The organism is Vibrio kasasachensis, assembly GCF_050337565.1.
Lineage (GTDB): Bacteria > Pseudomonadota > Gammaproteobacteria > Enterobacterales > Vibrionaceae > Vibrio > Vibrio kasasachensis.
Genome location: NZ_JAKJTB010000011.1, coordinates 165,604 through 190,462, shown reverse-complemented (window position 1 = coordinate 190,462; position 24,859 = coordinate 165,604). Strand labels below are relative to the sequence as shown.

The window sequence follows — 24,859 nt, the reverse complement described above, 5'->3', positions numbered from 1 at the left end:
TGGGCTCGGAATAACAAAATCAGTGTGTTTCTATTGACCAAGTCAACTCTTAAAAATGCAAGGTCACACACCATAAAGTACCTACGCGATTATGAGCAACCAGTATCCTCTTAGTGGCGCATATCAATCGCAACAGAACACAAGCGCTCCAATCAAGCGACAGTATAGTTTGGTCTGTCTACCATTGATGGCAGGTGGTGGGTCAATATTATCGGCGAAAAAAAGCCCCTGACGATGCAGGGGCTTGGAGTTTATTCTTTAGTGTCTAACTCAGCAGTAGGGTTTATTTACCTACTTTGCTCAGCTTTAACCAAGTATCAATAACTGTATCTGGGTTTAGTGATACTGAGTTGATGCCTTGCTCCATTAACCATTGTGCAAGGTCATCATGGTCTGAAGGACCTTGACCACAAATACCGATGTATTTACCTGCTTTAGTTGCCGCGTCAATTGCCATTTTCAGCATCGCTTTCACGGCTGGGTTGCGCTCATCAAATAGGTAAGCCACATCGCCAGAGTCACGGTCTAGACCAAGAGTTAACTGAGTCATGTCGTTTGAACCGATAGAGAAGCCATCAAAGTGCTTAAGGAACTCTTCCGCTAAGATAGCGTTTGAAGGTAGCTCACACATCATGATTACTTTCAAACCTTGGTCGCCACGGCGTAAATCAAACTTCGCGAGAAGATCGATAACGGAAGCCGCTTCGTCTGTAGTTCGAACAAACGGGATCATGATCTCTACGTTTTTCAAGCCCATGTCATTACGCACGCGCTTAAGGGCACGTGTTTCAAGCTCAAAACACTCTTCGAAGTCTGGCGAGATATAACGAGAAGCACCACGGAAACCAAGCATTGGGTTCTCTTCGTGTGGTTCGTAATCTTTACCACCGATCAGGTTGCTGTATTCATTCGACTTAAAGTCAGACATACGTACAATTACGCGCTTAGGCCAGAAAGCTGCAGCGATAGTTGAAATACCTTCAGTCAGCTTGCTAACGTAGAAATCAACTGGATCTTTGTAACCGCGAATACGTTGAGTGATTTCGGCTTTTAGCTCGTCACTTTGCGCGTCGAAGTTAAGCAGTGCTTTCGGGTGAATACCAATCATCTTGTTGATGATGAATTCCAAGCGTGCCAAGCCAACGCCTTCGTTCGGGATTTGAGCGAAGTCAAATGCACGATCTGGGTTACCGACGTTCATCATCACTTTTGTTGGCAGCAATGGCAATTCATCAACCGCAGAACGTTTTACTTCAAATTCCAATTCGCCTTGGTAAACGTAGCCCGTTTCGCCTTCAGCACATGAAACCGTTACGGTAGTACCTTCGGTAAGTAGCTCTGTTGCATTACCGCAACCAACAATCGCTGGAATGCCAAGTTCACGGGCGATAATTGCCGCGTGACAAGTACGACCGCCACGGTTAGTAACAATCGCCGCGGCTTTCTTCATCACTGGTTCCCAATCTGGGTCAGTCATATCAGTAACTAAGATGTCACCTTCTTGAACCAATGACATTTGGTCTAAAGAATCCACACGGCGTACAGGGCCGCTGCCGATGCGTTGACCGATAGCACGACCTTCGATAAGAACGTCTGCTTTGTTGTTTAGCTCGTAACGCTCAATGACGTTTTTGTTGCTTTGTGAACATACGGTTTCTGGGCGAGCTTGAACGATGTAGATTTGACCATCAATGCCATCTTTAGCCCACTCAATATCCATCGGACGCTGGTAGTGTTTTTCGATGATCATTGCTTGCTTAGCAAGTTCTTTGATCTCTTCATCATTTAGCGAGAACTGGTTGCGCTCTTGTTCTTCTGTATCAACGATCTCAACTTGCTTACCAATTTCAGGGTTTGGCGAGTAAATCATTTTGATCAGTTTTGAACCAAAGGTTTTCTTAACGATTGGATGTTGACCTGCTTCTAGCATTGGCTTGTGAACGTAAAACTCATCAGGGTTAACCGCGCCTTGCACGACCATCTCACCCAAGCCCCATGAAGAAGTGATAAACACAACTTGGTCGAAACCTGATTCGGTATCAAGCGTAAACATAACACCAGAAGATGCCATGTCTGAACGCACCATGCATTGAATACCCGCTGATAGCGAGATGCCACGGTGGTCAAAACCTTGGTGAACACGGTAAGAGATCGCACGGTCATTAAACAATGATGCGTAAACGTGCTTAGTTGCTTCTAATACTGCATCAATACCTTTCACGTTAAGGAAAGTTTCTTGTTGACCAGCAAATGAAGCGTCAGGTAAGTCTTCCGCTGTTGCAGAAGAACGAACGGCTACTGACATCTCAGGCTTGCCGGCTGTCAGTTGTTGGTAATCTTCACGAATATTTTTTTCTAGATCGGCTGGGAAAGGAGCCTCTAAAACCCATTGGCGGATTGTTGCACCTGTTTTACGCAGTGCGTCAACGTCACTGACATCTAGCTCATCAAGCAATAGATGAATACGCTCGTCAAGACCTTCGTGGTCAAGGAATTGGTTGAAGGCATAAGAGGTCGTAGCGAAACCATTAGGTACCGAAACGCCTGCTTTTGAAAGGTTAGATACCATTTCACCAAGTGAAGCGTTCTTGCCTCCAACCTTATCAACATCTTCCATGGATAGGCCATTGAACCAAAGAGTATTGTTTTGCATGTCTTTCTCCAGAATGCAGCGTTTTTGTGTAGGGTTTTATAGCAAACGTTTACGTCGAAACAGAAAAAATTATTAACAAATTTTCAAAGCTGTGGACGGCGTAATAGTCTGCTCGGTCTATTTATCGGTATTATGGCTCTATCCTAATCAAATAATTTTGAAAGTTTAAATAAAACATGCAAAGTAATAGTCAAAGTCGTGATGTATTCTATGTTTCTGACGGAACGGCCATAACATGTGAGACCTTAGGGCATGTTGTTCTGGGTCAATTCCCGTTTATGGCGAATGAGAAGACGTTCCCATTTATAGAAAGTGAAGAAAAATTAGCAAGGTTGTTAAAAGAAGTTGAGGGGTCTTATTTGAGGACTGGCGAAAAGCCGCTGGTGTTCTTTTCGATCGTGTTGCCTGAGCTGAAAGCGATGTTGTTAGACTCGCCTGCGCATTGTTATGACGTGATCGAAAGCCTTGTACAAAAAGTGCAAAACGATACTCAAATGATGCCTGAACCAAAATTACAGCGTTCACGTAGTGTCGGGAAAGATTCTGATACCTATTTTGATCGAATTGCTGCAATTGAGTACACCTTGGCACACGATGACGGCATCACTCTCAAAGGGCTCGAAAAAGCCGATATTATCTTGCTGGGAGTCTCGCGTAGTGGCAAAACACCGACCAGTTTATACATGGCGATGCAGTTTGGTTTGCGAGTGGTGAACTACCCATTTATTGAAGAAGACATCAAACGCTTAAGATTGTTGCCTGAGTTTGAGGTTCATCGTCATAAACTGTTTGGCTTAACCATTGATCCTGAGCGCCTCACACAAATCCGTGAAAATCGATTGGCGGGCAGCGAATACGCGAGTACCGAGCAATGTTTAGCTGAACTGTCTTGCGTTGAATCCTTGTTTCGACGAGAAGCGATCCCTTACATTAATACATCGGCATTGTCGGTAGAAGAGATCACCACTCGGATACTTGAAAAATCAGGCTTAAGAAGACGTTTGCTGTAATTGTTAAGCTAGGTGTTCTGCCTTTGTGGCTCGTGTAGCAACCATTCGATTAATCTTGTTTTATCTTTGGTTTATTGATGAGGCGTCAGTGATTTTTTACTTAAAAATAGCTACCCTTATTCTGTTGAGCAGTAAAGGTAAAGTAAGAGAATGGAGAAAGTCGTCGATCTCAATCGTTGGCAAAAAGCACACGTTAAATCACAACCAGAGCTCAAAGCGCTGTTTGAAGAGATGGGCTCGCTATACCAAGCGGAACCCTGCCCCAGCACAGCTGTAAGGTTAGCTCGCCTTGAGAAATTGAAGTTAACCTTACTTCGCTATCAAGCAGAACTAGAGCAAGCCTTAGTTGAAGATTATGGTTATCGTAGTGAGTTTGATAGCACGATCTGTGATTTACTGCCGTCGATCGAACACATTAATTACACCATAAAGAACCTGAAACGTTGGATGAAACCTTCTCGACGTAAAGCGGGTTTGATGCTAATACCGTCAAAGCTGGAAGTGTTCTACCAGCCGTTGGGTGTCGTCGGTGTGGTTGTGCCTTGGAATTTCCCTATTTTCCTCAGCATTGGGCCTATAGCTACCGCCGTTGCGGCGGGTAACCGTGTGATGGTTAAGCTTAGTGAGCACACGCCCAATACCAATCAAATATTGAGTCAAATTCTTTCTTCTGTTGAGTCCCACGTGTTTGTAGTGGAAGGGGATGTCGATATCGCTCAGTACTTTGTACAGCTACCTTTTGATCATTTGCTGTTTACCGGTTCAACAAAAGTAGGCAAGTTGGTTGCAGAGCAAGCCGCAAGAAATCTGACGCCGGTTACATTAGAGTTGGGTGGTAAATCGCCGGTGATCATCGCACCAGATGCCGATATCAATAAAGCGGTTGATAGTGTGCTTATGGGGAAATCGATCAATGCTGGGCAAATTTGCGTCGCGCCAGATTATGTATTACTGCCTCAGGAAATAGAACAGCAGTTTATTGATCGTTACCTTGTCCGATTTCGCCAGACTTATCTTGAAAGTGGTAAACCACTGACCAGAATTATTAATCAGGTTCAATTTGATCGTTTATCAGGCTATGTGGAAGACGCTAAACAAAAAGGCGCCAATGTACATACCATTGAGGTCGAGTCTCTTACTGAGCGAACAATGTTGCCGCATTTAATTACTAATTTGAGTGATGGAATGACGGTGATGCAAGAAGAGATCTTTGGTCCTGTATTACCGATTGTTGGCTATCGGCATATCCATCAAGTGTTTGAGTATATCGAGAATAAGCCAAGACCGTTGGCGCTGTATTTGATGAGTAATGATAAAGAGTTGATTGAGCAAGTGCGCAATCAAACACACAGTGGTGCCTTATGCATCAATGATACATTGTTGCACGTGTCAGCAAAAGATGCGCCATTTGGTGGTATTGGTCATTCTGGTATGGGGAATTATCACGGTATAGAAGGTTTTCGTACTTTTACCAAAGCTAAAACTGTCCTCTCCAGCCCCTCGTGGTTACCTCGTTCTGGATGGCTGATTACGCATCAAACTCGCTTAAAAACCCTCCTTTCACGCTTATTCCTTAGATAAAAAAACAGACCCAATCGGGTCTGTTTTACTTCGCACGGTATAGTAGAATGTTTTAAGGCGCTTCTGAAATCGCCTCTGGCATGTAATGCTGTGGTCCAAGTTTCGCCAGTTCTGGAATAATGGTCGCCACTGTCATAGTTGACCATGTTCCCGCAACAATACCGATAAACATGGTGATGGAGAAACCATAGAGAGGCTCACCACCGAGCCACCAAAGAGACAACACAGAGATCAACGTCGTGCCCGAAGTAATCAAGGTTCGTGACAATGTGTTAAGAATTGCTTGGTTATTAAGTTCGGCAATGGGTAACGTGACGTTTGCTTTCAGTAGCTCGCGGATACGGTCTGAGATGATAATGGAGTCATTCAGTGAGTAACCTAACACGGCAAGCAAGGCCGCGAGAACCGTGAGGTTGAACTCTAATCCGGTAAAAGCAAAGAAACCTAATAGAAGTACAACATCATGCATTAATGCCAGTAGTGCACCTGATGCCAAGCGCCATTCAAAGCGGAAGCTTAAGTAACCTAGGATAACGAGTAAGGTAACGAGTACCGCTAAGCCACCTTGTTCCGCAAGTTCCTGCCCTACTTGTGGACCCACTAAACTGACGTTAATCATCTCGACTTTGTGTGAGAAGCTTTCGAGTAGGGGTTTAATCTCTGGTTGTAATTGCAAGTTTTCAGGAGCGGCATAGCGAAGCATCCATTGACCCGAATCGCCAGTCGCGACGACCGAAACGGGTTGGTGCAACGCGGCTTCTAATTTTGTTTGGATTTGTGGCGCTGTCAGTGTGCTATCTAAACGCACTTCACTGATCATGCCGCCAGTAAAATCGAGACCAAAATTAAGCCCTTTGGTGATAAGTACAAACAGAGAAGCAATGATCAATAGACAAGAGAGCAGGCTACCTGCATGACGCCATTTAGTTAGTTTGTTTAAAGTTAGCATAGTTATACCCTTACACCACGACGTGAATCTTTACCCCAAATAATATTGATCACTGCGCGAGAGGCGAAAATGCCAGTGAACATGCTGGTCAGTAGACCAAGACCGAGAGTTAAGGCAAAGCCTTGGATTGGACCATTACCAATAGCGTACAAGGTACCTGCCGAGATAAGGGTCGTGATGTTGGAATCGAGGATAGTGGCGAAAGCACTGCTAAAGCCAAGATCGATGGCTTGAGCTAAGCTGCGACCTTCGCGAAGTTTTTCTTTGATTCGTTCGAAGATCAATACGTTGGTATCTACCGCCATACCTATGGTTAAAACCAAACCTGCGATCCCGGGTAGCGTGAGTACCGCTCCTGGCAACAGTGCGATCAAGCCAAGTAGCATTACCATGTTGATGATTAGGGCAAAGTTGGCAACCCAACCGAGTTTTCGGTACCAAACAGCCATAAACAGTAGAGTTAGGCTCAAGCCTAGTGCGAGTGCGGCAAAGCCGTTTTCAATGTTCTCAGCTCCTAGTGAAGGACCAATAGTACGTTCTTCAACAATGGTGACTGGCGCGGTTAGTGAGCCTGCGCGTAGTAATAGTGCTAAATCTTGCGCGTCGTTTAGTTGACCTACGCCAGTAATTCTAAAGCGATTACCCAATTGAGATTGAATGGTAGCAACGCTGATAATGGTATTGGACTGCTCCACATTGCCTTTGCTGTCGCGACTGTATTCGCTATAGCCAGTCGCCATTGGTTTACCGATGTGTTTGCCTGAGAAATCAGACATCATTTTACCGCCGGTCGAATCGAGAGATATGTTTACCTCTGGCATGCCCATCTCGCCCATTCCGGCGCGTGCATCAACAATGTGCTCCCCACTAAGAACAGGCTTGCGAACAACGTGTACAGGTCGCCCATCTTGATCTGCAATCGTGATAGTGCCCGGAGCACGTTCAGGTTTTACCTCATAGAAAGCAAGACTCGCTGTCGCGCCAATGACATTCTTCGCGGTTGCCGGATCTTGTACACCAGGCAATTCGATACGAATACGGTGCTCACCTTGACGTTGAACAGCCGCTTCAGTAATACCGAGCTCTTCGATACGGCTGCGCATGGTTTGCAAGTTTTGTTGTACCGTTAGGCTAGTTAGCGTCTGTTTTTCTGAATCGACCAGTGCCATCGTCAGACCTAAATCACCTTCACCACGCACTTGCCATTGTGGATACTGCTCGCGAGCGTACTGACGTAAAGATGTGAGAGCTTTCTCATTCGGAGCTTTGATATATAGCCCAGAGTCACGATTTACTTCTACTCGAACACCGCGGAAACGTTGTTCACGAGCGTAAGTTTTGATGGACTCTTCTGCTTGCTGAGCATGTGAGCGGTACACTTCGTCCATGTCGACATCTAGGAGGAATTGGACACCACCACGTAAATCGAGACCAAGTTTGATTGGTTTGAAGCCCATTTCTAGTAGCCAACTTGGTGCCGCTGGTACCATTGCGAGTGTCACCACGTCGTCTTTAGGAGTGAAGTCAGCTAAAAATGATTTGGCGCGGTTTTGCTCGCTTGAGTTGTTCAAAACAATGGTGGTTTCGTCATTGCTTTGATCGATTCGTTTAACGCCGATGCCGTGTGCGTCAAGTTGTTGCTTGATGGTGGCAACAGAGATAGGGTCGGTTTTATGGTTGACGATTACCGCTGAATCTTCACCAAACCATGATGGTAGGGCACTTAACAGCATGATGGCAATAGTAGTAACCAGTACCACGTACTTCCATGCTGCGTAACGATTCAGCACGGTTCTATTGGGTTTATTTTTATGCATAACATTCTTCTCGTTGGTTTGAACCAACATGAGTTGTAAAGCCGTCACTTACCACGTCTGTGAGCAGACCGCAGCGGCGACACTTTGCGCCCTATTAAGGGAGCGATATAGGGAAAAGAAGAATGTTAGGCGTCGGCTTGACTAATAAACCGATAGAGAATGTTGGACTCTTTCCATCCCGCGATGCGATGCATTGTCGAGGGCGGGTGTAGTGTCCAGTCATACCAATTATCGAGCGCAAGATAAACACGCCAAACAAGGGTATTGGAGTATGTGTCGGTAAAATCGAAGACCAGTTCGTAAGTCGGCTCAGATTCGTACATACGCTCTGGAATGAAGGATCCATTGCGTAAAATTGAAGCGAGGTTGGGTGACAGAGATTTTGCTGGAGCGCGCTGCTCAACATGCAGCTGTCGTGTTTTATCTGATGCTTCGGGTTGAGGTTGGTGAGCCTCTGTATCAAGAGTGTGGGTGAGTAGTGGTTTAATGATTGGGGCTGATGCATTCGAGGCATCAGCCGTGCCAGCATAGGAGACGCCAGACAAAAAACAGGCGAACAGCAGGCTAAGCATTACGCTCACCATACGGCACTGTTTAATCCACTGACAATTCATACCATCACTCACTTCACTGATCGCCGCTATCATAGACCTGGCTTTATAAATCAACAAGCAGTGAATCGCTATCTAAGCAAAATATTCGCTTTTGTACGTAGTGCTTAGCAATATTCTGGCACTCAAGAACAGCGGTTATTTTGCTAAAACGGAGCTGTGCATAAAACGTTGCCGAAAGGCTCTGGGTGCTAACCCCATTATTTTGATGAATGTTTTCCGGCAGGCTGCATTGTCTTGGTAGCCGACTAGATGTGCGATTTGATCAAATGAATATTGAGTCGTTTCAAGGAGATCACAGGCTTTTTGTATTCGCAGTTTTTGCAAGTATTCATTCGGTGAATAGCCAGTAATTTGACTAAAACGACGTTGTAACGTGCGTGGGCTTAAATGAACTTGACTGGCAAGTTGGCTAACGGTGATTGGGCGTGAGAAATGCAAATTTATTTGCTGTTGTGCGCTCAATATTGCCTGATCGCCATGCGTCATCGAAGGTGCAAATTGTTGATAGTAGCGCTGCTGGCGAGGGGCAATATCGACAACAAGGGTTTTCCCTAGCTGTCTTAACACGCTTACCCCAGCGTTTTTCGCTACAAGCTCTAAACCTAGATCAAGCCAAGACATCATACCGCCCGCAGTAAGTACATCACCATGATCGATTAAAATTTGATTGCTATCGAGCGTTTGCTTGGGAAAGTGATGCTGGAATGCTTCCACTAGCCCCCAATGTGTCGTCACACTTCTTTGATTTAATACCTGAGTATGCGCGAGTATAAAGGCACCAGCACAAGCAGATGCTAATACACAACCCGACTGATGTTGGTTTTTGAGCCACTCAACCAACTCGTGCTCTGGTGTTAGATAGTAATGACCGATGTGACTCGGAGGTAAAATAGCAATCTGGAATTGGTGTTGTTTATATTGCTGAAGTGCTTGAGGAGCCTCAATGATTTCTGTAGCGAACGTACACGCGACGCCCTGTTCCTGACAAATTCTATTGGCTAAATTGAATAACTCCTCCAACCCATAGATGGAAGATTTGAGTGCATTTGGGTAATGGCAGATAGCAATGGTGATGGGGGAGGATTCGATCATTGAGGTTGTCCGATATGGAATGTTTTGTGTCATTTTAGCCTCTAATCAAAAGGCAGACAATCGAACATACTGTTGTTATCAAAAGGGTGACGGACAGGAGAACACCATGAGCAAAAAAGCACTACTGGTTATCGATTTACAGAATGATTACTTTCTAAACGGGAAATATCCATTGTGGAATACTCAACAAACCTTAGAGAATATTAAACAAGTTATCAGCCTAGCGAATGCGGCAGGCGTTAAAATTATTCATATTCAGCATATCGCGGACCCAGCAATGGGTATGGCTCCTTTTTTTAATCAAGACACAAGCGGTGCCGATATCCATGATGAAATACTGGCAGTTGCGCCAAATGCGGATGTGGTGATCAAGCGTTGTGCCGACGGATTTGAAGGAACTCGCTTGGAGTTCATATTGAGCCAGTATGAAATTGGGGAGTTGCTGATTTGCGGCATGATGACGCAAAACTGCGTAACGCACACCGCCATTTCGAAAGCGGCTGAAAAATACAAAGTATCGATTATTGCAGATTGCTGCACAACCGTGGATGAGATGATCCACAAGATTGCTCTGAATGCGGTAGCCAACCGAGTTCCGTTAGTCACAAGTGATCAAGTGTTCTATCAGGGCTGAGGCGACGGAGTCCTGAACCGCTGTTGGAGGACAATATAGTGTGCTGACAGAATCGCTTGGTGATCACAATCGAGTTAGCTCTCTCGCTAACTCGCCCCCTTCATTTTGGCTTTACTTCTTGTACTGCTACCGTACAAAGTTTCCCGATATTCGCTTTCTATTTCCCGATATTGCTATTGTTAAAATAACGCTTAGATGAGAATACCTCCCATTAAGGAGTCATCTATGCATCTAACGGACAAGATGAGCGTTACTCAAGCACTCATCTCATTATTAAAAACGGAAAAAAAACGCATCACTTATACAAGTGTTAGCGCTATGTTGTGCGTCCTTGCAGAGCTCACCGTTTGGATTTGCTTATACGTCGCATTGAGTGAACACCTGAACACACAAAGTCTGTATTTCTACTTAGCCCTTGTGGTTGTCGCAGTATGTGTGCGCTATTTTTTCTATGCAATTTCGGTATGGCAGGCGCATCTCGCAGCCTATCAAATCATTCAGACCATTAGGCAAAAGCTCGTTCGCGCTCTGTCTGAAATGCCAACCGCTAAGCTGATGCAATATCATCGCGGAGATTTAGAAAAGCGACTCAGTGACGATTGTCAGAGCTTAGAACCTCTTATTGCTCACCACACGACCGATATTATTACTGGCACTCTACTTCCGCTTGTTCTGCTTGGCTTTATGGTAAGTGTCGACTGGCAGTTAGGGTTAATCGCATTAAGTCCTCTCCCCCTTGCGGTATTTGCACAAATGGTCATGATGCGTGGCTTTTCAAACAGGCAAAAAAAGTACAACCAAGTTGTTGCTAATATGCACAAAGCGCAACTGGAATTCTTACGCAGCATCGGCGTAATGAAACTTTTCGGCGTTGATGCTGACTCTTATCGCCAGTTAAGTAATAACATGACTAAGCATCACAAACTGGTTAACGCTTATACCAATCAAATGGTGGGTGCATGGGTCACCTTTACCACCTTAGCTCAAGCGTCTTTGATTCTTGTCATTCCGTTTGCAATCGTAAAATTAACCCAAGGTTCATTAACCCCCGTAGATCTCGCGATGATCGTGATTCTTTGCGCCGGGATCCTTAAACCATGGTTAGACCTGACGCAAATATTTGGGCAAGTACAGCAGTCCTTTTCCTCTCTAGAGCGAATACTGCCTCTATTACCTGCGACGTCAAATCAACATTTCAAATCCGTGGCAATGCCTTACGTAGAACTTTCTTGTGAAAATTTGGGGGTAAGACGTGGCTCACTCGAGATCGTGAAAGGGTTAAATCTCCACCTGTCTCATGGCGAGTGCATCGTGATTCAAGGGGCGTCAGGTTCAGGAAAAAGCAGCCTACTGGCAACGCTATACGGGGAATTATCAGCATACAAAGGCGATTGGTTTATTAACCAAAAAGCGGTTTCTTCGATGTCCGATAGAGAACGAAGCCAACTTATCTCAGTTGTGGACCAACACCCTGTTTTCTTTAGCGCATCAATACGCGAAAACTTGGTTTTAGGTGACCGATTGATACACGACTCCGAGATTCTCAAACTCCTCGACATACTTGGACTTTCTGCACTTATCGAACAACTTCCGAACGGTTTGTATTGCAGTATGGATGAAACCGAACGCAACTTTAGTGGTGGGGAACTACAGCGGTTAGCCATCGCTCGCGCAATGCTGGTATGCCCTACCATTCTGGTTTTAGACGAGGCGACTTCTCACCTAGATAAAGTGACGGAAAATCGCGTTCTAGAGGCAATCCGACAATACGCACCGCAACAAATCCAATTGGTCATCAGTCATGGTCCACAAGCACTAAGCATAGCTAACCGAGCGTTTTCGTTATCACACGCTCAGCTTGAAGAAATTGCTCTTGAGGAGACTATCTGTGCGTAACATGTTCAAACTAGTCGATCACGCTGATATCAACCCAAAAACGTTTTTTATTGGGATTGTCGGCAAAGTGCTAAGCGAACTCCTGCCGCTAATTTGTTGGCTAATGTTATTCGGAGCACTTACCCAAACATGGTTATTTTCTTTTGAAATCCTATTAGCGATTTCGCTTATCACGGTTGTCGCTCAATGGCGATTAGGACAATCCGCCAAACAGAGCTTCTTAGGCGCTTATGACATTACTCACCAACTAAGAAAAGTGTTGCTGCATGACATTCGCAGCCAACCACTTTCCAAGATAACCGGTCAAGGTCTGGGAGAAAGAATTAAGCTAATCACTCGTGATTTAAAAGCATTCGAAGACATTTTTAGTCACCTGATTGCTGACTTGATTGCGGCTTTGGTGATTCCGATCGCGATGCTTTGTGTGCTGCTATTCTGCTCAGTTTACCTTGCTTTGCTCATGCTGATTGTTATGGCAAGTGCGAGCCTATTACTATGGAAGTTCGAAGAAAACTTTTCAAAACAAGCACAGCGCCATGTCGATAAAAACGCATCTTGTACTAACAAATTGCTCGAATACATTGCTTGTTTACCGACACTAAAACGCTTTGGTCGCAGTGAAGTATTAGCCGTTCCACTCAATCAGGAATTAGCTGACTTGCGTAAAACAGGATTAGGGGTTGAATGGGCTGGCGGAATGGGGGTCATTCTAGCGAGCTTACTGCTTGAGCTTTCTATTCCGATGGTTGCAGCACTCGGGGCTTACTTGACGAGTATTGGCAACCTTACTCACGGGGAGTGGTTAGTCTCTATCATTGCTGCTGTTGCTTGTATCCGACCATTTGTGCGAATGACCATTTTCTCTACGTTGCTCAGATACATGGAAAAATCTGCTGATCGCTTATACTCCCTAAGCCAAGAGCCACAACAACCTGTGCATGGTGTCCAGTCCCACCATTACGACATCAAATTCAAAGGGGTTGAGTTAACCCTTGATGGCAATACCATTCTTAAAGACATCAATTTACAGGTTCCGTATGGGCAGCATATTGCGCTTGTTGGTACTAGTGGAGCCGGAAAAACCACGCTGTTGGATTTGCTCGCCGCATTCCATATTCCCTCTCACGGATCGGTAGAAATTGGCGGTTGTACGGTAGAAGCGACAGGGACAATGCACTGGTATCAACACATTTCCTACGTTACCCAGAATGTGCAGCTGTTCGCTGGGACTCTAAAAGACAACTTGCTCATTGCCAAAATAGACGCGGACACAGTCGAATTAGAAACAGCGATAACAACGGCTGGGCTTGATGATCTGATCGATCGCTTGCCGCAAGGGCTTAATACCGAGATTAATGAAAATGGCAAGGATTTATCTGGTGGGGAACGCCAGCGTTTATCACTCGCGAGAGCGTTACTCCATGATGCGCCAATTGTGTTGCTCGATGAATTTACATCCGCACTCGACCAACATAAGCAACGCGAAATCCTGCAAAGCATTACCGAGTGTTTTGCCTCCAAAACAATGATCACGATTGCTCATCGTTTCGACACCATTGTCGATGCGGATTGCATCTATTTGATGAACCAAGGTCGCATCGATGATTTTGGCTCGCACGACCAATTAATCACAACCTCTTCCTACTACCAGTCTCTGTGGGAAGCTCAACATAATAATTAAAAATTCAGCGCTGTGAGTAGTGCTAACTTATTCAGATTCAAGGAAAACAGTATGTACAAGATTTCTTCGCCGCACACCGTCATTGCGAGCGCTATCCTCACTATTTTGGGAACCTCATACTCCTATGCCGAAGAAACACCACCAGCAATGGAAGTGGTTGTCGTTGAAGCAACCAAATTCGATACTCCTTTATCACAAGTGAATAATTCTGTTGTGGTCAAAACAGGAGAAGAGCTCGAAAAAGCGGGCATCTATCAGGTAAAAGATCTGGAGATGGTATTCCCAGGGCTGCTCATACAAACTCGCGGAAATCGAACTTACGCCAACACCACTGTCCGTGGGATTAGTTCACCAGACTACTACTCTCCAACCGTGAGCATTTATGTGGATGGCGTCCTTCAGGATAACGCTTTTGTAACTCAACCGCTGATTAACGTGGAAAAAGTTGAATTGCTGCGCGGTCCACAAGGAACACTTTACGGTGGGAATGCGCAAGGCGGTGTCATTAACATCGTGACTCGTCGTGAAACTGACTCAACAGAAGTTAAAGCCTCTGTTCTATATTCTAATTTAAGCCAGCAAGTTGATGCTGTCGCCGCTACCCGTTTATCAGACTCCATTTCAGCGGATGTCGCAGCCAGATATGTCTACGATGAAGGTGACATTAAGCACGTTACCAGCGGGAAAAAAGACGCAAACGATGCAGATGAGCAAGCGTTAAAAGTTCGCTTTCATTATTTACCAAACAACTCAAAGCTTAGCGCAACTCTATCAGTCGCCGCTGATAAGCTCGACAGTCATGAAGAATGGTACCTCACTGAAGGTGAATATGATTCTGGGGTCAAAGACGCACCTATCCCCAAGCTTAAGCGAGACGTAAATACTTTTGCTTTGAATCTTGGTTACGATTTAGGTTCCTCACAAATTACGAGCATCACCGCTTATCAAACACGCGAAATAGACCGTGAATACGTATATGGTCACTACCAAGAAGACCAAAACAAGTTCAGCCAGGAACTGCGCCTAAACCAACAATACAACGATCGTTTTAGCTACGTAATTGGCGGCTACTTGGAATATCGCCGTTTGGACGTATCAGCAAACAACGCACGAAACATATTGGATTATGACACTTACGCGTTGTTTGGACAGGCAAAATACCAGTTTGCACCACAGTGGGACTTTACACTTGGAGCTCGAGCTTCATACCTAAAAGTAAATTCTGATTTCAACGGTAACCCGGCATGGTTTATTAATCCGTATGACAAGGAGCAGACAGAATCGATGATCTCGCCAAAAGCCGCAATTGGTTGGCAAGCGAATGAGGAAACTAGACTTTATGCTTCGATAACAAGTGGATACCGCCCAGGAGGGTACAACGTCGTACCACTGAGTAATGCAGATGCAAACGGTTATGACGCTGAAAAATCACTTAATGGTGAGCTAGGTTGGCGTACCAGCTTTGCGAATCAAAAAGTCGATTTTAGTGGCGCATTGTACTGGGTCAAAACGGACGATACTCAGCTATACACTGGCACGCCAGGTAACCAAACTCTCAAAAATATGGGTGAAGCACTGAGTAAAGGTATCGAAGCCGAGCTGGCTTTCTACCCAACCGATGATCTGACCATCACTGCCGCAGGGACTTATGGACGTTCAACATTTGAATCGAACAACAGTACATTTGAAGGGAATCGCCTGCCTTACGCACCAGACACGACTGCAACGTTGGGCTTTAACTATTACTTACCGATAACAGGAATCCAAGGCGACATTTCGATCAATTCTCAAGCTCGTTATAACTCTAAAATTTACTTTAACGAAGCTAACTCACTATCGCAAAGTGCGTACACTTTGGTTGATCTATCAATTGACTACGACTACAGCCAAGCCCTGTCTATTTCACTATTTAGCAACAATATTGCCGACAAAGACTACACTACTTACGCGTTTTCTTACGGTCAGACATACAGCAATTACGGTACAGGTAGAGAAATTGGTGTGAAAGCGAAATACGAGTGGTAACGAAACGCATGGTTAACACTCTAGGAATAAAACTCAAACCATTGCTCGCCGTTCTGGCGAGCGTTTATACCATTCAAAGCCTAGTGAGTATGTTTACGCTTCAAGGTTTGCCTGCAGTCATGAGACATGAGGGATTAGGTACTTCTCAAATCGGGTTGTTCTACCTTGCGATGCTTCCTTGGGTCGCCAAATTTATGTGGTCACCTTGGATTGAGCGACAACGAAAAAAAGGGGCGTGTTTAAAAAATCACGCCATCATTATTTTTGGTTCTCAGCTGGTATTGATTGCCATACTCGTCGCTCTTTGCATCATTGGCACCATCGAGAGTCGAACGACACTCTTTGTTGGTGTTTTTGCTATTAGCCTATTTTCTAGCTTCGCTGACATCGCCACAGATGGTCTGGCGATTGATCAACTGGAAGCAAAGAAAAGATACCTAGGCAACGTAATGCAAGTTGGTGGAGCGTATCTTGGTGCGGTTTTTGGTGGCGGATTATTTATCTATGTCACGGCGCTGCTCGATTGGCAAACCGCATTGCTCGGTCTGGCTCTGCTGACTTTGTTATTCAGCATGCCAACGCTTTCTTTGTTCTTTAAAAGCGACAATCAACAAAGCGCACCTGCAACACATACTCCTTCCCTTAGAGCTGCATTTTCTAACCCTAAAGTGAGGATTGGGTTACTTCTGGTTACCTTGTCGCAACTTGGGACAAGAGGGGTTTTATCAATGATGATGCCTTTCTTAGTCGACAGCGGCATACAGCTAGAAAGCTTAGGTCTTTTGGTTGCAGGTGGTGGGGTTATTACTGGCTTGCTTGGTGTTGTTTTAGGTGGCTGGTTGATCAAAAAAAGTAATGCACTCAATGTGCTACTGCTGATGATCGTCTTTGAAGTCGTGGCTTTTAGCTTCTACTTAGTATACGACCTAAATATCGCCGAACTGGGCTGGTTCATCGCGGGTGTCTATGTAGTCAATGGCGTTATTACCTCCGCTAAATTTGTTGCGCTATACACTCTAATGATGGGCTTTGCCTCTGGTCATCAGTCAGGTGTGAATTTCTCGCTTTTCCAATCGATGGATATGTTCATTGCAATCGTGATGGCAATCGTGTGTGGCGCATTAATTAGCTCTTTGGGGTATTCGATGAATTTTGCATTAATGATGGCCTTTAGCCTCATCGCAATATTCATAATCCCTGCGTTAAAACCAACCGAGAAGGCGAACCTCGCCTCACAAACCTAACCAAGCCTTGTCGTCAAAGAAGCTCGAATTCTGCAAAGAGCTTCTTTCTCTGCTAGCTCTACTTAGTTCAATAATATCTACAACTGATATCTATTATCATTTATATTAATTGTTCAGGGAGATGCTCACGAGAAAACGACGAAGGCTGAAACAATGAGTAATATCGTGAAGAGCTTAAACTTAGTTGGCGGCGTAGATGGAACGCTTGATGTTGTCGCTCTCGATGATGGTGTGAATGCCTACATCGTTAACTGTACTGCGACAACGGACATTCAATTTAATGATCCGGCAGACTCAGGGTTCTATATCAGCTTTGCTGGTACCAACCATGCCTACAGTCCCAAATACCCTGATTATCCTGCGGCATCTTTTGCTTCTCGATGTATCGCGTCGCTTTTGCCTGAACCTGAACCAGTAAACCCAATCGAGTTAGGGGAAGGCGGTCGAATTGAGAATATTCGAATCCACTTCCCATTACGCCATAGCTTGACTAAAAACCTTCTTCCTCAAAACAGAGGCTCATCATTCAAACCTTTTGATCTTTATAAGACGGGTTGGCAAATGCCGCTTACGGGAGAGATTCTCAACGTTGCCAAATCGATTTGGAACAATGACTTCCAAGGTGTTGCACGAACAGTATGGCTAAGAGGAAAAATCTTAGAGCTACTCGCGCTGCTCATGGTGCACAAAGAGCCTAAATCTCTAGCCGAACAAGCCTGCGATCTTATTGCAACACAACCTCATATCGATTGGAACATTCCAGGCTTATCTAAAGAACTCGCAACCAATGAGTGTTATTTAAAACAGTCCTTTAGAGAGCAGTTCAATATGGGCGTTGCAAGCTGGATACAAGCTTATCGCATCAACCTTGCTAAAGAGCGCTTAGCCAACCCGAATGAATCCATTACCAAAATCGCCCTAGACTTGGGCTATCAAAGTGGCAGTTATTTTTCGAAGGTCTTCAAACAACACACTGGACTCACGCCCAAAACATTTCGAAGTCGCCTTTTAGGATAAAAATCTGTACTTAAAAGGATCCTGTTGCAAATCTTGATAAAGATGTTGGTGAGGTACTATCAAGACGCACTTGGCTTTGCTTGAAAATCGAGTGAACTAAATCATTGTCCTACAATCAGACTTCTAACATCACTCACAGGGGCTATTTCAAATAGCAATCGTGGTTACTTTGAGGCTCAAACTTAACTCTGACTACATATACAAAGAGTTAAGTTTGAAGAGTTGTCTCATAAAGGTTTATCATTCCCGCATTCTGACTTTCGGAACATCTCGATGTAACAACCAACAGTCGAACTGACCTTTGTTCAAACACAGCTTTCTATGATGAGAAATAATATGGGAAATACTCACACTTTACTATCTACTGGCAACAGCAAGCATAAAAAACCGCTATACAGCGATAGCGGCTTTTGTTTCAGTGAGTACTTACTATTAATTCGCTAATGTTTGATTAGCAGCCGTACACTTGATGGATGTAGCGTTCAAACTGCTGGCACATATCATCGTCAGATGTGGCGTTGTTCGCTAGATCCTCAGCACCATCTACAACTTTAATGACAGCATTCAGTGCAGCCGGTGGTTGTTGGCTACGCGAAGTAAGAGATGCTATTTTTTGTTGTTGAATTTGCCATGCTTGTTCCGCTGAAAGGTTACATTCGTCAGCTAAATACTTCGCATTAAATCCTTCGCCAGTGAGGCTTTCGATAGTGTCATTGTGAGTCATGCTATTGCCCGGTTTCCAGTAATGCTCGCAAAGCAATGGACCAATTTCTGGGTTGTCGGTTAAATAGCCAAACTTCTCTAGGAAGTATGCCCGAGTTTGATAGACCGCCATATGCGCAAGCAAGTAGCCTTGGTACGAACAAGCTGATTCATCTGATAGTAGATGAGGGATCGCCATTAGTGGGCGAGGGCTGCATTCTAATCCGAGGATCTGCTTTTCTATCTTACGGGCAAGTGCAGTGACAAGCTCTGGTTGCAATTCTTCATCATTCAATTGATATAGAGCACGCTCAAAATAAGGCACGACCAAAATAGAGCGCTCTTCGTAGGCTTTAAATGGCTGCCCGCTTACCGTAATGGCTTTGATTATGCTATCAGGTACCGTTTCGCCTTGGCTGTTGAATGCATAAAGTTTCAGCCAGTCGGCATCGTTTAGCAAACTGTCGCAAAACATCGATTGAGTTTCTGCGTACGCCATAGAAGTAGGCGCAAACTCAATGGAAAAACACGGTGAGTTTTGCTTTATGTTGGCAAAGTGAGCCGCATGCCCGCCTTCATGGAAGAAGGTATTGATGCCACTGTAGCCACTGCCGACTTGGTCTGGCTTGGCATTGCTGGTGAAGTTAACTTTAGCCGCGACCCATTCGCCTTGATCGTAAAATGAAGGAATGGGACCGTGGCAGAAGCCATTTTGGTATTTGCCTTTACGATCAAGTAAGTCGAGGGTTAACTCTGCGCCAGAGTAATCAATGTTGAGTCGTCCAAATGATGCAATCCAACGACGCAGTGATTGAGAAAACGGCACATATGGGTCAAGGTCACGCATGGCATCACCAGAGTAGGCATAAACAAAGTTGTGCCCTTCAAGTGATGATGAACCTTTGGCTTGTGCAAGGTTGCTGAGTGCGTTCGAATGCCCAGAGCGGGTGCGCTGTTCAAAATCATCGAGTATGCTGAACAGTTCATCACTACTCATATGCTCAGTTTTTTGTACCGAGTAATCGAAGTAGTTGGCGTGACCAAGTGCGCGAGCAAAGCGATTACGGCGCTTAACCAATTCAAGAAATCCGTTATGCAGCAACCATTGCTCTAAATCTAAAAAGGCTTGATGCGCAGATTGACGCGTGACTTCGTTATCACTGGTACGAATCGCTGATGCTAATACAGGCAGTGAACCTTCGACTCGCTCGCCGTTGTCATTGCTGTATTGCAAAGGATGGTTTTGCTTGGCTTTGAAAAGCTCAGACTCGAATTGAATCAAATCGGCTTGTTGTTTTGCCGTGGCTGGGTCTTCAATGCCGTGCGTTTCAAACACTGCTAACCAGCCATTGAGAGCGTGCTGTGTGGCAAATTTTTCTTGCTCATCATCTAGTTGCTCTGCGAGATTTAGATAGTGTTTTACTTGGCGTAAATTTTCTGTACTACTCAGAAATTGAGTCCATTGAGTTTGCGCTTGCGCCGCACCTTGGTGATCGTCACTGATCCCCATATACGTATCCCAAAAGAAATCTTCTTTGGTGCGGTGGATGGCAAGGTAGCGGTCATTTAGTTCGTTAAGAAATTGCGTAGCCTTCATGTCATTCCTTTAATCTGTGTTCTGTACAGCTAAGGCTTAATCGTGCCTTACCATGCTGCGTGACATAATTACGAGACCATTATCCATATTGTGTCGTTTATTCCCAGTACTGTAGAGGCAAGTTAATGATTTTTATTTCGAATTAGCATGTTGGGCTCGAAATGTATGCTCTGGTAGACAAACATATGGCATGGATTTGATAGGTGTTCATGTTGATATAAAAATGCGGATGCAGTTTAACAAAGTCTCTCCCCCTTTAGGGGTTTACAATCCATTTGAGATCAAGCAATCTCGTTGTTCTGCGTATCTAAATAAGTGCCCAATAATGTCTCTACACAATATTAAATTTATAGCTTCCGATATGGATGGTACCTTGCTGGATGACTCTTCTCAGTTGTCCCCTGAGTTTTTCGATGTTTATCGACAGCTTACCGAGAAAGGTATTATTTTTGCCGCTGCTTCTGGTCGTCAGTATGCAAGCTTGCAGCAAACGTTTGGGCCAATTAAAGATGAAATCATGTACATTGCTGAAAATGGTACCTTGGTTATGCATCAGGGCAAGGAGCTATATTGTTGTCCGTTAGGCAATGATACCGTTGAAGGTATTGTGGCAGAAGCGCGCCAAATCGAAGGGGCGTATATCGTATTGTGTGGTAAGCAATCGGCTTATATTGAAACACAAGATCCCCAAGCCATTGCGGAGCTAAAGAAGTATTACCATCAATGCCTTTATGTTGAAGACTTACTCAAAGTGGACGATGAGTTTATCAAGATTGCCATTTGCCATTTTGATAGCACTGAAAAGTTTGTTTATCCAAAATTAAACGAAAAATTTGGTGCAACCAATCAAGTGGTAGTGAGTGCGCGTATTTGGTTAGATGTGATGAACGCACAAGCTTCAAAAGGCGCGGCTATCGAACATCTGCAACAAACATTGGGTTTCACCCATGAGCAAACCATGAGTTTTGGTGATTACTTCAACGATGTTGAAATGCTTAAATCAAGCTACCATTCGTACGCGGTAGAGAATGCGCATCCAGACGTTAAACAACTGGCTCGATTTAGCGCGCCAAGTAATCTCGATAATGGCGTATTGAAAGTGATAAAGGAAACCGTACTTAACGTCTAGTGATATACGTTAGCCCGTGTTGAAGCCAGAAAGCCCTGCCCTTAAAGCAGGGCTTATTGGTTGGTCGATGTGTGTTAGTCAGTTCAACTGCTTTTGAACTGAGTTCGATATTGCTTAGGTTACACACCAGCAATGCGCCTAAAGTGATGACGCATGCTGACTGCGTTGTTGAATCCGGCTCTGACCGCGAGTTGCTCTATATTAATTCCTTCACTTTTAAATAACCCCTTAGCCAACTCGCCCCGTGGGAGTCTGCCACTGGAACCATTTTTGCGTCAAACAACTAGGAAATAGACGGCTATTCCACGTCGTTATTTTCCTTAAACTTGTACCAGTGACAAGACTCTGAATCCTGCATCTTGAAGTCACTTGGGTATAAAGTTATTCATGCATAGAACGCATGTATTGGCTTACAAAATGTCATTGGATGTTTTATCAGTACAGCCATACACTCCGCGCTCTTTTAATTTCAGGACACCGTATGTTCTCACAATCATTGACTGCTCAGTTAACCAGAATGGTGTTGCTGCTAGGCGTAACCTTGGTTGCAGTGCATAACTGCGAGCCCTTGTTGGATCTATTGGCACAGCAAGCGGTTGATATGGGCTGTCATCAACAAAGTGGCGCAGAAGGTTCCTCTTCTCATCCACATCATCACTAAGGTTGTTATGAGTATTTTCCGTTTTCCATTATTGGTATGGCTAGGCATTGGCGTGTTGATCACCAGCCTTGGCATTCGCCAATCTTTCGGTATTTTTATGATGCCAATCTCGGAGCATTTTGGCACTGGGCGCGAGTTCTTTAGTTTTGCGATTGCTTTGCAAAATTTATTGTTTGGTGTTTTTCAGCCGTTTATCGGCATGGCGGCAGACAAATTTGGATCGAAACGCATTATCTTTTTAGGGGCACTTTCTTATGCGTTGGGTTTGTATCTCACTTCAATCACTAGCGAAGCGAGCATGTTGTATGTCTCACTTGGTGCTCTGGTTGGCTTGGGACTAAGTGCAACAAGCTATGTAATTGTGTTGGGTGCGGTAGCTAAAGTTGTGCCAGCAGAGCATGCAGCGAAAGCATTTGGTTTAACCACTGCTGCTGGCTCGTTTGGTATGTTTGCCATAATCCCAAGCGCTCAATGGTTATTGAGTGATTTTGGCTGGCAGCAAGCTTTGCAAGTTTTTGCAGTGCTTTGCACTGTGATGATGGCGCTAAGTATGTTTATGAAAACATTACAGAAAAATAACAGTGCGGCGGTCAGCAATGTTCAAGATGGCTTAACATTGACTCAGGCGATCAAAGAAGCCTTTCAACATAAAGGCTACTGGCTGATCCACGCAGGTTTCTTTGTTTGTGGTTTTCACGTTATGTTTATTGCAACGCATTTACCTAGTTATTTGGCTGATAAGCATCTACCAGCATCTAGTGCGGCGATGGCACTGGCTTATGTCGGCATCTTTAATATCTTTGGTTCTTACTTTTGGGGAGTCATGGGTGATCGATTCAACAAACGTTATGTTATGACGGCGTTGTATTTGATGCGCACTGTGGTGATAACTGGTTTTGTTACTTTGCCTATTACGGAAAATACCGCTGCGATTTTCGGCGCGGCAATTGGTTTCTGCTGGTTGGGTACGGTGCCTTTAACCTCTGGATTAGTACGCCAGATTTTTGGTCCTCGCTACTTATCAACCCTGTATGGGCTGGTTTTCTTTACTCATCAAGTTGGTAGCTTTCTTGGAGCATGGGTAGGCGGTCGAATCTATGATTACTATGGCAGTTATGACCCTATTTGGTGGTCTACGGTTGTACTAGCCTTTGCTGCAGCTCTAATTCACATTCCTATCAATGACAAGCCACTAGCACGTCTGGCTGCTGCATAATTACTAACCAATTTATTATTAACTGACAAGAAGAGAGCTGAGTTATAATCGGCTCTCTTCTTTATCTATTTTGGATTTCCTCCATGCTTTCAGAGTGGGTCACATCAGAAGCGCTCTTAGCCGCATTTCTGATTTTTGTCGGTTCTTTCGTTCAAACTTCTATCGGCTTTGGCTTGGCGATTGTAGCTGCGCCGTTATTGTTTCTTGTTTCTCCTGACTATGTACCAGCACCAATTTGTATGGTGGCGTTGTTTATTTCTATCCTCAACGCGCTGAAACATCGAGGCAGTATTGAAATTGGTGGGCTAAAAATGGCGTTGATCGGACGCGTACCGGGCTCTATTGCTGGTGGTGTGTTATTGGTGATGGTTTCGGGTGACGTACTATCGTTGTGGTTAGGCTTATTGGTGTTGTTTGCTGTTGTGGTTAGTTTGTTGCCATTTCGCATTGAGCCCACTCCAACCCGCATGGGAATAGCCGGTTTTTTCTCCGGATTTTTTGGTACCAGCTCGGCGATTGGTGGTCCTCCAATGGCATTGTTGTTACAGCACCAAGAAGCGAACCAATTGCGTGGTAATTTGTCTGCGTTTTTTGTCTTTAGCTCAATTATATCGCTATCGGTTCAGGCTCCGGCTGGCTTTTTAACTCTTCATCATGTGTGGATTACGATTCCGTTGCTTCCTGCAGGGTGGCTTGGTTACCAGTTAGCCCGTGCGACGACAGGCGCTCTACCAAAGGAAAAAATTCGCATTGGAGCTTTGCTGCTATGCTCATTAAGTGGCGCTACCGCGGTGTGGCAAGGATTGGCGGCGATTTGATTCATGTTAGGTTCATAGCAAGCATGGATACTGGTGCCTACTCTCTACTTCTATTGCCAGTTTTTTTAAAGAGGGTCTAAAAATATGCGCACATTAGGTAACATCATTTGGTTTCTTTTCGGTGGTGTGGTTATGGGATTGATGTGGTGGTTGTTTGGTTTACTAGCATTCATCAGTATTATCGGTATTCCATGGGGTAGAGCCTGTTTTGTAATGGGGAACTTTTCTTTCTTCCCATTCGGACAAGAGGCAATTTCTCGTGATGAGTTGACTCTCGAAACTGATATTGGTACCAGCCCTTTTGGTTTGGTCGGTAATATTATCTGGTTCTTGTTCGCAGGTGTTTGGCTAGCGATTGGTCATATAATTTCTGCGGTAGCCTGCTTTGTTACTATTATCGGTATCCCGTTTGCACTTCAGCACCTCAAGCTTGCGGTGATCTCACTTGCGCCAATTGGTAAAACAGTGGTCTCGAAAGAAGAAGCGGCTGCAGCGCGCTATTCATTACGCAGATAACATAAAC

Annotated in this window: 19 protein-coding genes; 13 read left to right on the top strand and 6 right to left on the bottom strand. The window is 44.7% G+C overall.

Going from position 1 to position 24,859, the window contains the following annotated elements; all coding sequences use genetic code 11:
* Positions 1 to 283 precede the first annotated feature (283 nt).
* Positions 284 to 2,653, bottom strand: a complete 2,370-nt coding sequence (gene ppsA / locus L4C38_RS07735; protein ID WP_428796961.1) for a phosphoenolpyruvate synthase — start codon at positions 2,651 to 2,653, stop codon at positions 284 to 286.
* Between the two features lie 176 nt (positions 2,654 to 2,829).
* On the opposite strand from ppsA, the gene ppsR reads away from it, so the two are divergent.
* Together ppsR and L4C38_RS07725 are read left to right on the top strand one after the other, a co-directional pair.
* The gene (gene ppsR, locus L4C38_RS07730) at positions 2,830 to 3,663 is read left to right on the top strand and encodes a posphoenolpyruvate synthetase regulatory kinase/phosphorylase PpsR (RefSeq protein WP_428796960.1); all 834 of its coding nucleotides are present in this window, start codon (positions 2,830 to 2,832) and stop codon (positions 3,661 to 3,663) included.
* 150 nt (positions 3,664 to 3,813) lie between these two features.
* Positions 3,814 to 5,244 carry a coniferyl aldehyde dehydrogenase gene (locus tag L4C38_RS07725; protein WP_428796959.1) on the top strand — a complete coding sequence of 477 codons (1,431 nt, stop codon included), beginning with the start codon at positions 3,814 to 3,816 and terminating at the stop codon, positions 5,242 to 5,244.
* A gap of 52 nt (positions 5,245 to 5,296) precedes the next feature.
* Here L4C38_RS07725 and secF read toward each other — a convergent pair whose 3' ends face one another.
* The 4 genes from secF to L4C38_RS07705 form a co-directional block, all read right to left on the bottom strand.
* Positions 5,297 to 6,193 (bottom strand): protein translocase subunit SecF, encoded by an 897-nt coding sequence (gene secF / locus L4C38_RS07720; protein WP_428796958.1) that lies wholly within the window; start codon positions 6,191 to 6,193, stop codon positions 5,297 to 5,299.
* Between the two features lie 2 nt (positions 6,194 to 6,195).
* Positions 6,196 to 8,010: a protein translocase subunit SecD gene (gene secD / locus L4C38_RS07715; RefSeq protein ID WP_428796957.1), complete on the bottom strand. Its 1,815-nt coding sequence runs from the start codon at positions 8,008 to 8,010 to the stop codon at positions 6,196 to 6,198.
* A gap of 125 nt (positions 8,011 to 8,135) precedes the next feature.
* Positions 8,136 to 8,657 carry a hypothetical protein gene (locus L4C38_RS07710; RefSeq protein ID WP_428796956.1) on the bottom strand — a complete coding sequence of 174 codons (522 nt, stop codon included), beginning with the start codon at positions 8,655 to 8,657 and terminating at the stop codon, positions 8,136 to 8,138.
* A gap of 102 nt (positions 8,658 to 8,759) precedes the next feature.
* Complete coding sequence (locus tag L4C38_RS07705; protein WP_428796955.1) at positions 8,760 to 9,749, bottom strand: GlxA family transcriptional regulator; 990 nt, start codon at positions 9,747 to 9,749, stop codon at positions 8,760 to 8,762.
* A 73-nt stretch (positions 9,750 to 9,822) separates the two neighbouring features.
* Between L4C38_RS07705 and L4C38_RS07700 the strand changes: the two genes are divergently transcribed.
* From L4C38_RS07700 to L4C38_RS07675, 6 genes are all read left to right on the top strand, one after another.
* Positions 9,823 to 10,350, top strand: coding sequence for a cysteine hydrolase family protein (locus L4C38_RS07700; protein ID WP_428796954.1), 528 nt, complete (start codon positions 9,823 to 9,825; stop codon positions 10,348 to 10,350).
* 225 nt (positions 10,351 to 10,575) lie between these two features.
* Positions 10,576 to 12,246: an ATP-binding cassette domain-containing protein gene (locus L4C38_RS07695; RefSeq protein ID WP_428796953.1), complete on the top strand. Its 1,671-nt coding sequence runs from the start codon at positions 10,576 to 10,578 to the stop codon at positions 12,244 to 12,246.
* Position 12,247: 1 nt separating this feature from the next.
* Positions 12,248 to 13,927: an ABC transporter ATP-binding protein gene (locus L4C38_RS07690; protein WP_428797169.1), complete on the top strand. Its 1,680-nt coding sequence runs from the start codon at positions 12,248 to 12,250 to the stop codon at positions 13,925 to 13,927.
* Between the two features lie 51 nt (positions 13,928 to 13,978).
* A complete protein-coding gene (locus tag L4C38_RS07685; RefSeq protein ID WP_428796952.1) occupies positions 13,979 to 15,952 on the top strand; it encodes a TonB-dependent receptor in 1,974 nt (657 codons plus the stop codon).
* Positions 15,953 to 15,960: 8 nt separating this feature from the next.
* The gene (locus L4C38_RS07680; RefSeq protein ID WP_428796951.1) at positions 15,961 to 17,196 is read left to right on the top strand and encodes an MFS transporter; all 1,236 of its coding nucleotides are present in this window, start codon (positions 15,961 to 15,963) and stop codon (positions 17,194 to 17,196) included.
* 153 nt (positions 17,197 to 17,349) lie between these two features.
* On the top strand, positions 17,350 to 18,213 hold the full coding sequence (locus L4C38_RS07675; RefSeq protein ID WP_428796950.1) for a helix-turn-helix transcriptional regulator: 864 nt from the start codon (positions 17,350 to 17,352) through the stop codon (positions 18,211 to 18,213).
* Between the two features lie 451 nt (positions 18,214 to 18,664).
* Here the strand turns inward: L4C38_RS07675 and L4C38_RS07670 are convergent, their stop codons facing one another.
* A complete protein-coding gene (locus tag L4C38_RS07670; RefSeq protein WP_428796949.1) occupies positions 18,665 to 20,512 on the bottom strand; it encodes a M3 family metallopeptidase in 1,848 nt (615 codons plus the stop codon).
* 325 nt (positions 20,513 to 20,837) lie between these two features.
* On the opposite strand from L4C38_RS07670, the gene L4C38_RS07665 reads away from it, so the two are divergent.
* From L4C38_RS07665 to L4C38_RS07645, 5 genes are all read left to right on the top strand, one after another.
* Positions 20,838 to 21,641, top strand: coding sequence for a Cof-type HAD-IIB family hydrolase (locus L4C38_RS07665; RefSeq protein ID WP_428796948.1), 804 nt, complete (start codon positions 20,838 to 20,840; stop codon positions 21,639 to 21,641).
* Positions 21,642 to 22,122: 481 nt separating this feature from the next.
* Complete coding sequence (locus L4C38_RS07660; protein WP_428796947.1) at positions 22,123 to 22,302, top strand: hypothetical protein; 180 nt, start codon at positions 22,123 to 22,125, stop codon at positions 22,300 to 22,302.
* Positions 22,303 to 22,309: 7 nt separating this feature from the next.
* On the top strand, positions 22,310 to 23,518 hold the full coding sequence (locus L4C38_RS07655; RefSeq protein ID WP_428796946.1) for an MFS transporter: 1,209 nt from the start codon (positions 22,310 to 22,312) through the stop codon (positions 23,516 to 23,518).
* Positions 23,519 to 23,601: 83 nt separating this feature from the next.
* Positions 23,602 to 24,336, top strand: a complete 735-nt coding sequence (locus L4C38_RS07650; RefSeq protein ID WP_428796945.1) for a sulfite exporter TauE/SafE family protein — start codon at positions 23,602 to 23,604, stop codon at positions 24,334 to 24,336.
* 84 nt (positions 24,337 to 24,420) lie between these two features.
* Positions 24,421 to 24,852 carry a YccF domain-containing protein gene (locus L4C38_RS07645; RefSeq protein ID WP_428796944.1) on the top strand — a complete coding sequence of 144 codons (432 nt, stop codon included), beginning with the start codon at positions 24,421 to 24,423 and terminating at the stop codon, positions 24,850 to 24,852.
* Positions 24,853 to 24,859 lie beyond the last annotated feature (7 nt).